11 protein-coding genes, 1 tRNA gene and 2 pseudogenes are annotated in these 13,781 nt (G+C 69.1%); 8 read left to right on the forward strand and 6 right to left on the reverse strand.

Annotated features, from left to right (window positions below; all coding sequences use genetic code 11):
* The first annotated feature begins 22 nt into the window (after nt 1-22).
* Nucleotides 23-583, forward strand: a complete 561-nt coding sequence (locus WBK31_RS36970) for a helix-turn-helix domain-containing protein (protein WP_364064129.1) — start codon at nt 23-25, stop codon at nt 581-583.
* 138 nt (nt 584-721) lie between these two features.
* The gene (tmk, locus tag WBK31_RS36975) at nt 722-2,767 is read left to right on the forward strand and encodes a dTMP kinase (RefSeq protein ID WP_364064127.1); all 2,046 of its coding nucleotides are present in this window, start codon (nt 722-724) and stop codon (nt 2,765-2,767) included.
* Here the strand turns inward: tmk and WBK31_RS36980 are convergent.
* From WBK31_RS36980 to WBK31_RS37000, 5 genes and pseudogenes are all read right to left on the reverse strand, one after another.
* Complete coding sequence (locus tag WBK31_RS36980; RefSeq protein WP_406673912.1) at nt 2,688-3,911, reverse strand: hypothetical protein; 1,224 nt, start codon at nt 3,909-3,911, stop codon at nt 2,688-2,690. The two genes, tmk and WBK31_RS36980, sit on opposite strands and share 80 nt — an antisense overlap.
* Nucleotides 3,908-4,492 (reverse strand): DUF6879 family protein, encoded by a 585-nt coding sequence (locus tag WBK31_RS36985; RefSeq protein WP_406673913.1) that lies wholly within the window; start codon nt 4,490-4,492, stop codon nt 3,908-3,910. The genes WBK31_RS36980 and WBK31_RS36985 overlap by 4 nt, the downstream gene beginning before the upstream one ends.
* Nucleotides 4,493-4,537: 45 nt before the next feature.
* Nucleotides 4,538-4,663: a hypothetical protein gene (locus WBK31_RS36990; protein WP_364064120.1), complete on the reverse strand. Its 126-nt coding sequence runs from the start codon at nt 4,661-4,663 to the stop codon at nt 4,538-4,540.
* A gap of 64 nt (nt 4,664-4,727) precedes the next feature.
* Entirely contained in the window at nt 4,728-5,144 is a 417-nt protein-coding gene (locus tag WBK31_RS36995; RefSeq protein WP_406675558.1) for a ThiF family adenylyltransferase, read from the reverse strand.
* Nucleotides 5,145-5,179: 35 nt separating this feature from the next.
* Nucleotides 5,180-5,713, reverse strand: a pseudogene (locus WBK31_RS37000) (HesA/MoeB/ThiF family protein); the annotation flags it as partial.
* A 165-nt stretch (nt 5,714-5,878) separates the two neighbouring features.
* Between WBK31_RS37000 and WBK31_RS37005 the strand changes: the two are divergent.
* The 5 genes from WBK31_RS37005 to WBK31_RS37025 all read left to right on the forward strand — a co-directional run bounded on the left by WBK31_RS37005 (nt 5,879) and on the right by WBK31_RS37025 (nt 10,103).
* Nucleotides 5,879-7,051, forward strand: a complete 1,173-nt coding sequence (locus tag WBK31_RS37005; RefSeq protein WP_364064115.1) for a DNA polymerase III subunit delta' — start codon at nt 5,879-5,881, stop codon at nt 7,049-7,051.
* Nucleotides 7,052-7,103: 52 nt separating this feature from the next.
* Nucleotides 7,104-7,631 (forward strand): SigE family RNA polymerase sigma factor, encoded by a 528-nt coding sequence (locus WBK31_RS37010; protein ID WP_406673914.1) that lies wholly within the window; start codon nt 7,104-7,106, stop codon nt 7,629-7,631.
* The gene (locus tag WBK31_RS37015; RefSeq protein WP_364064111.1) at nt 7,628-8,635 is read left to right on the forward strand and encodes a permease-like cell division protein FtsX; all 1,008 of its coding nucleotides are present in this window, start codon (nt 7,628-7,630) and stop codon (nt 8,633-8,635) included. The genes WBK31_RS37010 and WBK31_RS37015 overlap by 4 nt, the downstream gene beginning before the upstream one ends.
* Nucleotides 8,636-8,791: 156 nt before the next feature.
* Nucleotides 8,792-9,640: a stage 0 sporulation family protein gene (locus tag WBK31_RS37020; RefSeq protein ID WP_406673915.1), complete on the forward strand. Its 849-nt coding sequence runs from the start codon at nt 8,792-8,794 to the stop codon at nt 9,638-9,640.
* Between the two features lie 389 nt (nt 9,641-10,029).
* Nucleotides 10,030-10,103: transfer RNA gene (locus WBK31_RS37025), tRNA-Thr, on the forward strand.
* Between the two features lie 482 nt (nt 10,104-10,585).
* Here the strand turns inward: WBK31_RS37025 and WBK31_RS37030 are convergent.
* A pseudogene (locus WBK31_RS37030) lies at nt 10,586-11,549 on the reverse strand (IS481 family transposase).
* 316 nt (nt 11,550-11,865) lie between these two features.
* Between WBK31_RS37030 and WBK31_RS37035 the strand changes: the two are divergent.
* Nucleotides 11,866-13,167, forward strand: a complete 1,302-nt coding sequence (locus WBK31_RS37035; RefSeq protein WP_364064109.1) for an NYN domain-containing protein — start codon at nt 11,866-11,868, stop codon at nt 13,165-13,167.
* Nucleotides 13,168-13,781: the final 614 nt, after the last annotated feature.

The following is a 13,781-nucleotide window of genomic DNA, read 5'->3' on the forward strand; positions in this document are numbered from 1 at the left end:
CGGATACTCACGGAGGGCGGTCATGGCATCTTCCCCGGTGGAGCGGGCGTTCCGGCAGGAGGTCGCCTCCTGGGCCAGGCGCGGCGGGCAGCTGTTCAAGCAGGCCAGGCGGGCCGCGAGCCTCAACCAGGCGGCGCTGGCCAGCGTGAGCGGCACCTCGCGCACCACGTTGTCGGCCTATGAGCACGGCAGGAAGTCGCCGACGCTGGAGACCGCGGGGCGCATTCTCGACGCCGCCGGGTTCGAGCTGGTGCTGCAGGCGAAGGTCGAGTGCTCGGCCCGCACGACGAGTGACGGGCGCACGTTCCACGTGCCCACCCGCTTGCGGCGGCTGCCCGTGGCGGCGGCGCTGGGCGTCGTGCGCGTCGGCGGGCGGGCCTACGATCTGGCCGACCGTGACGAGCGGCGGGCCGCCTACACCGCGCTGCTGTGCGAGGGCGGGCCCGATGAGCTGCTCGGCCATATCGACGCGGTGCTGCTGATCGATCTGTGGGACGAGCTGGTTTTGCCCGAGGAGATCGCCGCGGCCTGGCGGCCGGTGGTGGAAGCGGCGCGGCACGAGGCCGGAGTGGCGCACCAATGACGCTTTCTGGGGCCTATTCGGGGTGTGTCCCCTGCGCCCGGCTATGCCGACGTATTACCCTCAGCCACGGACGACCGGGGAGATCCGGGCCGTCTTTTGACCACACCCTTCCGGTCGACACCTGGATACGCTGAAATCATGATTGCCCCTGGCCGGAGCCGCCCGGCCCACGTGCTGGCCAATGCGCCGTTCCGACGGCTCTGGACGGCCATGTCGGTGTGCAGCCTGGGCGACTGGCTCAACCTGCTGGCACTGACCGCCCTCGCGGGCAACCTCACCCAGGGTGACTACCGCGTGCAGTCGCTGGCCGTCGGCGGCGTCTTCGTCGCCAAGATGCTGCCCGCGGTGCTGCTCGGGCCGCTCGCCGGGGTCTTCGCCGACCGGTTCGACCGGCGGCTGACGATGTTCGCGGCCGACCTGCTCAGGTTCGCGGTCGTGCTGTCGATCCCGTTCGTCAACGCCTACCAGTGGGTCATCGTCGCGACCGTCCTGGTCGAGTGCATCAACCTGTTCTGGGTGCCGGCCAAGGACGCCACGGTGCCCAACCTCGTGCCCAAGGCGCAGCTCGAGTCGGCCAACCGGCTCAACCTGCTGGTCACGTACGGCACCGCACCGGTCGCCGCCATGCTCTTCGCGGCGCTGTCGGTGGCGGGCGACCTCATCGGCGGCCTGCTGCCGTTCCTGCCGGGCCACGGCGCGACCAGCATGGCGCTCATCGCCAACGCCTGCGCCTACCTCGTCTCGGCCGTCCTCATCTTCACGCTGCGCGACATCCCCAAGCGTGACGGGGCGATCTCCACGCCGTCGGTGCTCAAGCAGATCGTCGAGGGCTGGCGGTTCGTGGGCGGTAACCGCGTGGTGCGCGGGCTGATCATCGGCATGCTGGGCGCGTTCGCGGCGGGCGGCGCCGTGGTCGGCGTGGCCAAGATCTACGTCGAGGCGCTGGGCGGCGGCGACGCCGCTTACGGCGTGGTGTTCGGCGCCGTCTTCACCGGCATGGCGCTGGGCATGTTCTTCGGGCTCAGGCTGCTGCGCGAGCTGTCGCGGCGGCGGCTGTTCGGGCTGGCCATCACGGTCGCGGGCCTGGTGCTGGTCGCGATCGCGCTGGTGCACAACCTCGTCATCGTGGTCATGCTGACCGTGCTGCTCGGGGCGTGCGCGGGCATCGCCTGGATCATCGGCTACACGCTGATCGGGCTCGAGGTCGAAGACGCGCTGCGCGGGCGCACGTTCGCGTTCCTGCAGTCCACGGCCCGGGTGACGCTGCTGTTCGTGGTGGCCGTGGCCAACCCGCTGGCGGCGCTGTTCGGAGTCCACGTCATCGGCATGGGGCAGTTCAGCTACCGCTTCGACGGCACCAACCTCGTGCTGGTGATCGCCGGTGCGCTGGCGATGGTGGTCGGGGTGCTGGCGCTGCGTCACATGGACGACAGGAAGGGCGTCCCGCTCGCCGCCGACCTGATCGCGGCGGTGCGCGGCCAGCGCTACCCGGCCCAGGCGGCCGAGCAGGTGCCGGGGCTGTTCATCGCGTTCGAGGGCGGCGAGGGCTCGGGCAAGACCACCCAGGCGCGGGTGATCGCCATCTGGCTGCGCGACCAGGGCTACGACGTCGTGCAGACGCGCGAGCCCGGCGCTACCAAGATCGGCATGCGGCTGCGGGCCATCCTGCTCGACGCCGCCGAGCGCGGCCTGTCGGCGCGGGCCGAGGCGCTGCTGTACGCCGCCGACCGGGCCGAGCACGTCGAGAAGGTGATCAGGCCGGCGCTCTACCGGGGCTCGCTCGTGGTGACCGACCGCTACGTCGACTCCTCGCTGGCGTACCAGGGGGCGGGGCGCACCCTCGACCCCGAAGACGTCTCCAAGCTCAACGCCTGGGCGACCGGCGGGCTGGTGCCCCACCTGACCGTCCTCATCGACACCCCGCCCGAGGTGGGCCTGGCCCGGCTGGGCGGTGCCGCCGATCGCATCGAGTCCGAGCCGCTGGAGTTCCACGAGCGCGTACGCAAGGAGTTCCGCGCGCTGGCGGCGGCGTCCCCCGACCGCTACCTCGTGGTCGACGGCACGCTGCCGCAGGAGACGATCACCCGGCAGATCCAGGACCGCATCAGGGAGATCCTGCCCGACCCGGTTCCTCGCGAGTCCGAGGACGCCACGGGCACCATGCCCGCCATCCGCGACTGGTGAGCCACGCTCTGACCCGCCGCCCGTGGCCTCGCCACCAGGTGCGCAGCCACAGCAGTTCGGGCGCTACGACGAGGACCAGCACGACGAGCGCCTCGGCCATGGCCAGGGGATCGTCCGCGTGCAGCAGGTGTTGCGCCGCCTGCGCGATCAGCGTGCCCAGCAAGGGCAGCATCACCAGCGCGGCCAGCGCCAGGCAGGCGAGGGTTCCGGCGGCCTGGAGCAGCGCGTAGCAGCGCACGGCGGCCCGTTCGCGGGGCGGCAGCCCGTTCAGCGTGCCGCGCCTGCCGCGCGTCAGGGCGAGCATGTACGCGCGGCCGTCGCCGTACAGGTTCCGGCAGCCGGTGAGGTCCTGCAGCAGGAAGTACAGGTCGGTACGCGTGAACACCAGGAGCTGGTAGGCCACGCGGGCGAGCTGGATGAGGATGATCCACGCGGCGAGCGGATGCGGTCCGGCGACGTACGTCCAGGTCAGAGCCGCGCCGCAGATGGCGAGGTCGAGGGCGATGCCGGAGAGGTAGACGGTGACGCGGACCCGGGTAGGGGCCGCCCACACGCCGGAGACGTCGGTCTGGGCGACCAGGAACTGCAGGCGCGTCCCGAGGCTCATCTGCGCGGGCACGCCCGCCGCGCGCGCGGTGACCAGGTGCGCCAGCTCGTGCAGCCCGGTCGTCAGCCACGCGAGGACCGTCCACGACAGCAGCACTAAGGCGCCGTGGCCGGTCCAGAGCGCCGTCTGCAGGTCGGGGAAGACGGCGGGCCGGGCGATGAGGCAGGCGATGCCCGCGCAGATCGGTGCGAGCAGGGCCAGGTGGAGTGCGGGGTGCAGGGCCCAGCGCAGGTGCCGGGGCTTGAGCCGGGGAAAGGTCGGCCGGAGCGGCGGCGGGCTCGCGACCGGGCGTCCGTCGATCTCCGCGACCAGGCCCGCCTCCGACAGATCGGCCACGAAGTCCGCCACGTCGAGATCGGCGCCCGCTTCCGTCAGCAGGCGGGCCCGTACCTGATCGACGCTCAGCCCGTCCTGCAGCAGCCGGATCGCCCGCATGCCCTCCTCGGGCACGACGACGAAGTCGCCGGAGTCGACGCGCCCGACGATCCACTCCGCGCCGTCCTGGCGGACGCCGAGGGGGTGGAAGGCGACGATCAAGCGCGCCTCGTCCTGGCGCAATAGGCACGCAGGTCCTCGCCCTCGTCGAACAGGGACGCAAGGACCGGAATGCAGGGCTCGATGACCTCAGGGTCGGTGATCTTGCGGGCGCCGGTGTGCCGTCCCTTCTCGTCGTACAGCACTTCGTACAGCACGGTCGGGTTGAACAGCACGAGCTCGGGGACCGGGCCGGCGGCCTCGTACGGGCGCACCGCGGAGACCGGCACCACCCGGTTGTTCTCGCCTTCCTCGGCGCGTATCGCCAGCACCTCCAGCTCCCAGCGGAGGTATCGGCTGAGCGGCTCCTCCACCACTCTGATACGCCGGAAGTCCATTCGGTCGGGATTGTCGGCGCGGAAACCGGGGCGCATCTGGTCCGCCAGTTTCATCGAGCGTTCCCAGTCGCCCTCCAGCATCGCCTCATAGCTGGGGAGATCCCCCTCGTCGAAATGCTGGGCGCGTTCGAGCTTCCACACGATTCCGGCGGCGGCCTCGAACTCCTTGCCGAAGTCGGTCCCGTACTCGGCCGCGTCCATGGTGGTCGCGGGTGCGGTTCGTACGCGGCTCAGCACATCACTCATCAAAGCCTCCGAAAGTGCGGGCAGGTCGCCCTGCCCGCAGGTGGATCAGTTGGAGTTGCCGTGACTCGGCGTCCACGTGGTCGGCTCGATCTTCTCCAGCCGGCGGACGACGATCTTCTTCTTGCGCGGCTTCTGCTCGTGCTGCGGTTCCTGCGCGGATGTGTTGCTCATGACACTCCTTGTCGAATCGCAGTGAAGAAGGGCAGTTTTAGATTCCCCTCTTTTTCGCTATCGATCAAGAACAGAATTCGCAGCCGGGTAATGACGGATTGTGTGCGTACACATGCCCGTTCGGATCCAATAGCGCCACACCGTGGAAATAGCCGGGTGGTGCGGGCAAGATCCCGGTGATGAGCGCCAGCACGTCATGGGCGACCAGTTGCCCGGAAAGCCCGGCCGACGCGGCCATCACACCCGGCCAGGCGTAGTCCGCGCCGGGCTGCGGCGGGATGCCGGCGCGGACGCATTCGTAACAGGGGCCGCCGGGACCGAAGACCCCCACGCTGACGAGGGGGCCGTTGTATCCGCCGCTGACCCAGGGGATGCCCTTGCGCGCGCAGACCCGGTTCGCCCAGGTCTGGATGCCGCCCGGCTCGCGCGGGTGATCCGCGCACAGCGCGAGGACGTCGAACCCGTCGACCAGCCGATCCAGATCATCGGGCCGGCCACCGTGGCGCTCTCCCCGGTGATCTCGATGTCGGAGTTGAGCCGGCGCAGCCTGTCCAGCGCCACCTCGACCTTGGGACGCCCGATGTCCGCCTCGGTGTAGAGCAACTGCCGGTTGAGGTTGGACAGCTCCACGACGTCCGGATCGACCAGGTGCAGCCGGCCCACGCCGGAGGCGGCCAGCGACCAGGCCACATGGCCGCCCGTACCGCCGAGGCCGATGACCAGCACCCGCGCGGCCTTGATCCGCAGCTGCGGCTCCCAGCCGTGGTCGCGCGGGGTGAGGTCGATCCAGCGATAGAAGTCCCTGCTCCGGCTGTAGCGTTCCTTCTCCCGTTCGCTCAGCTCCGCGCAGGGGCCCGGGTCGGCCTCCTCCACATGGCCGGAGGACAGCAGCGTGGCGACGATGTCGCCGGCCTCCTCGGGGGTCAGCTCGGTGAAGCGCTTGGCGAGCTCGGCGGTGATCTCGTCGGTGGGGCGCGTGCCGTCCATGAGCGTCAGCGCGGCCCAGGCCCAGCCGTCGGGGTCCTCGATCTCCGAGGCGATGCCGTACATGACGCCGCCGAGGCGGATGGTGCCGTCGGATGAGCGGCTCGGGGCGTGCTCGGGTTTGACGCGAGGGAAGCGCACTGTTCCGATGGTCGGCAACCGCCGGCCGGAGGTCAAGATCGGGTCGAGCGTACGCACGTGGCGGGCGGCGGCGGCGACTAGCCTTGGGCCGTGACGGTTTTCGATGACCTCGTGGGGCAGGACCAGGCGATCGCCGTGCTGTCGCGGGCCGCGGCCGCGGCCGGAGAGGTCGTCGCGGGCGGGCGCGGCGCGGGCATGACGCACGCCTGGCTGTTCACCGGCCCGCCGGGCGCCGGACGCGAGGACGCCGCGCGCGCCTTCGCCGCCGCCCTGCTCTGCCCCGACGGCGGCTGCGGCCACTGCGAGCAGTGCCACCAGGTGCTCATCGGCTCGCATCCCGACCTGGAGTCCGTACGTCCCGAAGGGCTGTCGTACAGCGTCAAGCAGACCCGCGAGCTGATCCTGCGCGCGGCCGGCGCGCCCACGCAGGGGCGGTGGCGGGTCATCCTGTTCGAGGACGCCGACCGGGCCACGGAGTCGGCCGCGAACGCGCTGCTCAAGGCCATCGAGGAGCCGCCGCCGCGTACGGTGTGGCTGCTCTGCGCGCCCGCACCCGACGACCTGATGATCACCATCAGGTCCCGCTGCCGCCTGGTGAACCTCGTCACGCCCACCACCGAGGCCGTCGCCCACGTACTGGCCACCCGCGACAACGTGCCCTGGGAGACCGCCAGATTCGCCGCCAGGGCCGCACAGGGCCACATCAGCCGCGCCCGTGCGCTGGCGCTCGACGAGGGCGTCAGGAAGCGGCGTGAGGCCGTACTCGGCATCCCGCGCACGCTCACCGGCGTCGGCGAGTGCATCGCCGCGGCCGAACGCCTCGTGAAGACCGCCGAGGAGGAGGCCGCCGCCGCCACGGCCGCGCTCAACGAGAGCGAGACGGCCGAGCTGCGCAAGCTGTACGGCGAGGGATCATCAGGCAAGGGGCTCAACCGCGGGCTGGTCCGCGGCGGGGCCGGGGCGCTGAAGGAGCTGGAGGACCGGCAGAAGTCGCGCGCCACCCGCATCAAGCGCGACTCGCTCGACGCCGCCCTGCTGGAGCTCGTGTCGTTCTACCGGGACGTGCTGGCCATGCAGCTCGGGGCGACGGAGGTCGAGCTGGCCAACGACGATCTGCGCTTCGACCTCGACCAGCTCGCCAAGTCGTCCACGCCGGAGGAGACGCTGCGGCGCATCGACGCGATCATGCAGTGCCGTGAACGGCTGGCGGCCAGCGTCAACCCGCAGATGGCCGTCGAGGCGATGATGCTCGCCCTGCGCTGAAAATACTCGCGTGACCGGAGCAGCAGATGAGCCGGTCAGGCGTCTCTGTTGCGTGGAAACCGAACTGCTCACCCGGCAGGAAGACCTGTCGCGGCGCCGGGCCGACGTCGCCTCGATCTTCGCCGAGCACCACGTCGGCCTCGTCCGGCTGGCCCTCATCATGGTCGGCGACCAGGCGAGCGCCGAAGACGTCGTGCAGGAGGCGTTCGAGCGCACGTGCGCCCGCCGCGGCCGGCTGCGCGACGACGGCAAGCTGCTCGCCTACGTGCGGTCCGCGGTGCTCAACGGGTGCCGATCGGTCCTGCGGCGGCGGGCCACGGTGTTCAGGAAGACGCCGCCGTACGATCCGCCCGTCTGGTCGGCGGAGAGCGCCGCGCTGCTGGGGGAGGAGCGCCGGGAGGTCCTGCTCGCGCTGCGCGGGCTGCCCGGCAGGCAGCGCGAGGCGCTCACGCTGCGCTACTACTTCGATCTCACAGACCAGGAGATCGCCGAGACGATGAAGATCAGTGCGAGCACCGTGCGGTCCACGGTCGCGCGAGGGTTGGCGGCTCTCGGCCGGGCTCTCGGGGAGGACTCATGAACAGCCCTATCGAACAACGGTTGCGCGAGGCCCTGGAAGAGGCCGGGGCGGCGCTCGACCCCCACACCCTTCGGCCCCTGCGCACTCCCGAGCGGCGGCGGGTGCGGGTGGATCTGCGGCTGGTGGGCGTGGCGGCGGCCGCGGTGGCGATCGCGGGCGCGGCGACCGCCGTGGCGCTGGGCACCGGCGGCGACGAGCACGTGGCGGCGGTGGAGCCCGCGCAGAGCGAGGCGGCCGAGATGGTCGTCTTCCTGTGCACGAAGTCGGCGAAGAGGCCGCCCTGCCGCGGGCAGGAGGCCACCCCGGCGCAGGTCGAGGCCATCGAGACCGCGTTGCGGAGGCTTCCTCAGGTCAACGAGCTGTCCTTCGAGGACCAGGCGGCGGCCTATGAGCGGTTCAAGAAGAGCTTCGCGGGCGACACCGCGATGCTCGGCGCGGTCAAGGCCGAGGACCTGCCGGCGGCGTACCGGCTGAAGATCAAGAAGGGCGGGGACCGGAAGCAGGTGGAGGACGCCGTCATCTCGCTGGCGGGGCTCGCCGGGATCGTGAACCGCGCTTCGCCGGAGGTCACCCGGCAGCCGACCGCTGAAGAGACCAGGTGGCAGATCACCGCCTTCCTGTGCCAGCGGGGTTCGCGCGAGTCCGCATGCGGCTCGGGACCCGCCAAGGCCGTGACGGCCGCGCAGAGGCAGGCGATCGAGCGGCTGATCCGCCGGATGCCGCAGGTGGCGGAGTACGTCTATGAGAGCAAGGAGGCGGCGTACGCGAAGTTCAAGAAGACGTTCGCCGACGATGCGGCCCTCATGCGCCACACGGCGGTGGAGGACATGCCGGAGTCGTTCAGGATCGCGCTGAAGGATGAGAGGAAGGGGGCCGAGGTGATCGAGAAGCTGGAGCGGCAGCCCGGGGTGGCGGAGGTGGTGTACCAGCGGTGTGTGGCGGAGCGGCGGGCGCTGTACGTCGACTTCGGCCTGGAGCTCCCTGCGGGGAGGGTGTGCTCCTGAGGCGGCCGAGACGGTGGGCCGGCGGGACGGCGGCCTTGGGCAAGGCGGCGGAATAAGGAGCTCGGTGGGGGTGGCCTTCCAGGCATGCGCACGTAGTGTGGCGGGGAAGGCCGTAAGTGACCGACCCCGAGGCCGTCAGGAGGCGAGCTCGAGCCCATGGGAATGATCATGGCCGTGAGCTTCACCCGCTACGGGAGGCTCTACTACCTCGATCCCGGCGATCGCACGTACAAGGTGGGCGACAAAGTCCTCGTACCGACCAACGCGGGGCCCGAGGTGGCGGAGTGCGTCTGGGCGCCGCAGTACACGAGCGAGGACATCGAGGGCCTGCCGGTGTGCGCCGGACCGGCCGGCGAAGAGCACCTGTCACGTGACGAGTCGAACAAGCGGCGCCGAGCCGAGGCCCGTAGCGTGTCCAAGCGGCTGATCAAACGGCACTCGCTGCCGATGAAGGTCGTCGGCGTCGACTACCTCGACAAGGACAACGTCTACACGGTCTACTTCTCGGCGCCGCACCGGGTCGACTTCCGCGCCCTCGTTCGCGACCTGGCCCGCAACCTCCGGGCCCGGGTCGAGCTGCGCCAGATCGGCCCCCGTGACGAGGCCCGTCTCCAGGGCGGCATCGGCCCCTGCGGCCGCGACCTGTGCTGCGCGACCTTCCTCAAGGACTTCGAGCCGGTCTCCGTACGCATGGCCAAAGACCAGGACCTCCCGGTCAACCCGCTGCGGATCGCCGGCGCGTGCGGGCGCCTCATGTGCTGCCTCAAGTACGAACACCCCCTCTACCAGGAGTTCCGCGCCACAGCCCCACGCACGGGCACGAGTGTGGAGACGCCCGAGGGGCCCGGCACGGTGGTGGGGCACAACGTGCCCTCCGACTCGGTCGTGGTCCGCCTCAACGACGGCGGGAGGCGGTGCTCGTGCTCCCGTGCGAGCGTGTGCGGGCCCCGGAAGGCGTACGACTCGACGTACGGGGGCGGCGGGGAGCCGGGAGGCGCGAACTAGGCCGCAGGGGCGTTCGTTGGGCGGGGGCGCGCCTTGGACGGGGGCGCGCCTTGGGCGGGGCGCGCGGCCTTGGGGAGCGTGCGGCGCGAACGAGGGCGCTGGCGGATTCGGGCGCGGTGCGGTGTGCCTCTAGGCGGGGCGGAATCTGGTGCAGGGCTGCGAACTAGGGCGTGCGGCGCACCTCGGGGGCGTGCGGCCCTGGGCGCAGCCGCACGACGTGCGCGGACCAGGGTGTGGGTGGCGTGCGCCGGGGTGCGGACGGCCCTCTGGGGGAGCAGTGCGACCAGGGGTGCAGGCGGCGTGAACTAGGGTGCTCTGCGGGGATCGGGGACCGATGGGAGCGAGAACCCCTCAGGCTCCTGTAGACTCTTTCACGCTGCACGGCAGATGCCGCCTTAGCTCAGTCGGCCAGAGCACTTCACTCGTAATGAAGGGGTCTGGGGTTCGAATCCCCAAGGCGGCTCCCAGTTGAAAGGGCCTCTCGCGATCGTCGCGGGAGGCCCTTTGCTAACGCCCTCGCTCACCGCAGGTCGCTGCATGTTCCTGCATGACCTCACGCGAGCCGAACTGATCGGCTCTGGTGGCTCATTCGGGAGGGCGGGTTCGCGTCTGGCTTGATGAACGGCTCACTTGCTGTCATCAAGCCTTTGGTATCCAGGCGGACGGTCTCTGTGCATCCTGCGTACGGCATGGCCGAAGGTTGACGCGTGGGACAGGCCGAGTGGCGACCAGGTGCTAAGGACAAGGTGTTCCACGGGCCAGGCACGCCGACTTGACGTCTAGATCGTCGTAAGCAGCGTCAGCTTGCGCTCTCGTGCAGGGCGGTGCGTCTACTGCCGGCCTTGGCCACGCCGATCTTCGCGGCATTGAGGGCGAGCATGACCGGGGGTAATAGGGCGTCATCGTCCGCCCCGGTGCCGAAGGTCCCGTGCTAGATGTACTTGGTCATGAACTTGGTGTCAGTCGGCTGATGGGTGGCTGGCCGCCGAGGGCGGAGTGTGGCCGGGTGGTGTTGTAGTACTCGAGCCAGGGATCAAGAGCGTGTGTGCGGTGCTGGTTGCTGGTGTAGGGCCGGCGGTAGGCCCATTCGGTGGCCAGCGTGCGGTTGAAGCGTTCGGCTTTGCCGTTGGTCCAGGGGCAGTGCGGGCGTGTGAACTTCTGGCGGGCGCCCAGTTCGGCGCAGGCTTGCTGGAAGGCGCGGCTGCTGCGGTAGTTCTTGGCGTTGTCGGTCAGGATCTGGCGGATGCGGTCGATGCCGTGGGCGGCGAAGAAGGCGGCGGCGCGGGTCAGAAAGGCGGCGCAGGTGGTGCCCTTTTCGTCGGTGAGGACTTCGGCGTAGGCCAGGCGACTGTGGTCGTCGACGGCGGTGTGCAGGTAGTCGTAGCCGATGCCGCGGCCGCGGACCTGCTCGCTACGGCCATGCGCGCGCCAGCCGCCGCCGTCGGGGATGCGGCCGAGTTTCTTGACGTCCAGGTGAATCATGTCGCCGGGCGCGGCGTGCTCGTAGCGGTTGGCGCTTTTGCGGTGGGCGCGGATGGGGGTGCCGGTGAGGGGGCGCAGGCGGCCGGAGCGGCACGCCGTGGCGGCGCAGGATGCGGGTGACGGTTCTGGCCGGTACGCCGGTGACCCGGGCGATGTGGTCGGGGCCGGAGCGCAGCTGGGCACGGGCGGTGAGCACCCGCTGTTCGGTGGCGGCGGGGGTGCGGCGGGGGCAAAAGCGGGGGCCGCTGCGCCGCTCGTGCAGCCCGTCCCAGCCCTCGGTCCGGAACCGGCGCACCCATCGGTGTCCGCATTGCCGGGAGATACCGAGTTCGGCGGCGACATGCGCTACCGGCCGGCCGTCGAACACGACACGGCGAATCAGCAGGCATCTGCCATGAAACGTCAGCCGCGCGTTAGCGTGACCCATCAAGACCTCCGGGTGGTGGTGAAGCGGCAAACTCCACTACGCCCGGAGGTCTTCTGCGTGATCAACTACCTGCGACCGCGTGTCACCAAGACCTTGGCCAAGTACAGCTAGACGCATGCGCCGATGCCAGTGTGCTTGATGTCGTCTAATGTCGGTTTGATCTCGGCCGGCAACGGCTGACAAGTTCGAGGCTCCTTCGCGCTTCGTTCGTGTTCCTTGGGTCGTAGTTCCGCTTGCTGTCGTTCTTGTACGCGATTGGCAATGCCGAACCGTAATTCCTCTCTTGCGGATGGGTTGACGGTGGTAGGTTACTGGTGTGGAGTATGTCCGGACTGCGCTCTATCTCGACTTTGACAATGTCTTCACCGGCATGTTCAACTTGGATCCAGAGGTGGCTATCCAGTTCGCGAGCGATCCGGGCGCTTGGCTTCGCCGTCTGTCTACGACATCCACTACGGATGCTTCACGACGCTGGCTGATTCTGCGTTGTTACCTGAATCCATCCGGATGGGTGAACCATCGCGACCCGGATGGGAAGGCGGAGCGGCTGTACTTCTCTCGGTTCAGGCCGTCGTTCGTTCGCGCCGGCTTCGAGGTGATCGACTGTCCGCGTTACAGCGCTACGAAGAACGGCGCCGATATCAGGATTGTCATCGATGCCGTTGATGCACTGTCGGCCGACACTTTATATGAGGAGTTCGTCATCGCCTCCGGTGACTCCGATATGGCGCCTCTACTGCAACGACTGCGTCGCGCAGACCGGCGCACAGTGATCGTGTCACCGGCAGATGCCGCCGAGGCGTTCACCTCAATCGCCGATCAAGTCCTGGGCAGTCGGCAGCTGCTGGCGCTGGTTTCGGGTGAACATGTTGACTTCGATGACGATGCGGACATGACCGCGGACACCGAGGGTGAGGACTGCGACGGTGGGGTCACGCATTCCGATGGCGTGTCGGTCGACCACGATGAGGCGTACATGTCGTTCCGCTCGAAGGTCCTCAGGGAGTATAACGAGGCGCCCGCGCCGATAAATATGGCTACTCTAGCGGGGCAGCTGCGCAGCGAGCTGGGTGACGTGATCGCTCACACCGACTGGTTTGGTCATGGCGGGTTCGCTCGAGCGGTGGAAAGTCTCAATCTGCCCAACCTATGTATGTCGCAGCACTATTTGTGGGACAAGATCCGTCACACGCCCCCTGATGCCGTAGGGCAGGTTGTCGCTCTGCCGGAGCCTGTCGAGCGCTTGACCGAACTATTCAGCCTGCCTCGGCTGCCATCTGGGTGGTGGCCGGCCATATATCAAACGCTTTCCGCCTACGCCCATTCCCATCAGTTCAATCTCGCTCATTGTATTAGCTGGTCGCGCGACCAGCTTCAGACTCAAGGACTTGCTGTAAGCCGCAAGGTCATCGAAGTCGTCCTGCATGGCACGGCAAATGGTGGTTGCCCTCTGTATCGCCAACCTTCGCCAACTGAAGTGGAGATCGGCATGGCGTTTGTGAAGAGCATGCTCAGCCGGGCCGATCAGGTGGGATTGGCCTTCACGTACGAAGAAGAAGCAGCAGTTCGGGCCTGGCTGGGGGCGCAGTTGGAGGACAATGCCGGGGGTGCTAGCTGAGCCGTCACCTCGACCGCGGCGTTTCTGCTGAGGTAGACACCATGGCGGCGACACGCGCTCCGGATGAGAGGTCGATTGTTCGCCGAGCATGGGTGGTCGCGAAGGTTTGGGGTGTGGGGCCGCAGGTTGAGGTGAGTCGGCGGGTGTTCGCCCAGATCGCTCGGCAGTCTTTGCCGTTCGCTACGCCGCTGATCCTGGTGTGCGTGAGCGGGACGGGATTGTGGTGACGTTAGAGCGGGAGCTTTCCGGGGTTCCGGTGCAGGCTGAGTCTTTCGCATGGCTTCGCCGGTTGGAGCCGGGCTTGTGGATACGCGGTTGGCGGGGGCGGGTGAGGCGAGCATGATGGCGGGAAAGGGGGTGCGGCAGGGGTGAACGATCGGGGATGCTGGATCGTTCTCGTACCAAATGGGTCGGTGTCATGGGGAAGGGGGCATGCGTCCGTGTCAGGGATCTTCTGGGCCTTTGTTCTCTGCTTGAGGCGCCTGCTGCGCTTATTCCGGTGATTCGGTCGCCAGTAGTCCGGTGATCCGGCCGGCGACGGCTGCCCAGGAAAGCCGGTGGCGGTGGGGATCGTGGGGCGGGACGATGTGCCGGTGGCGGCGCGAATCGGGATG

It is taken from the genome of Nonomuraea sp. N2-4H, from assembly GCF_045291505.1.
Lineage (GTDB): Bacteria > Actinomycetota > Actinomycetes > Streptosporangiales > Streptosporangiaceae > Nonomuraea > Nonomuraea fastidiosa.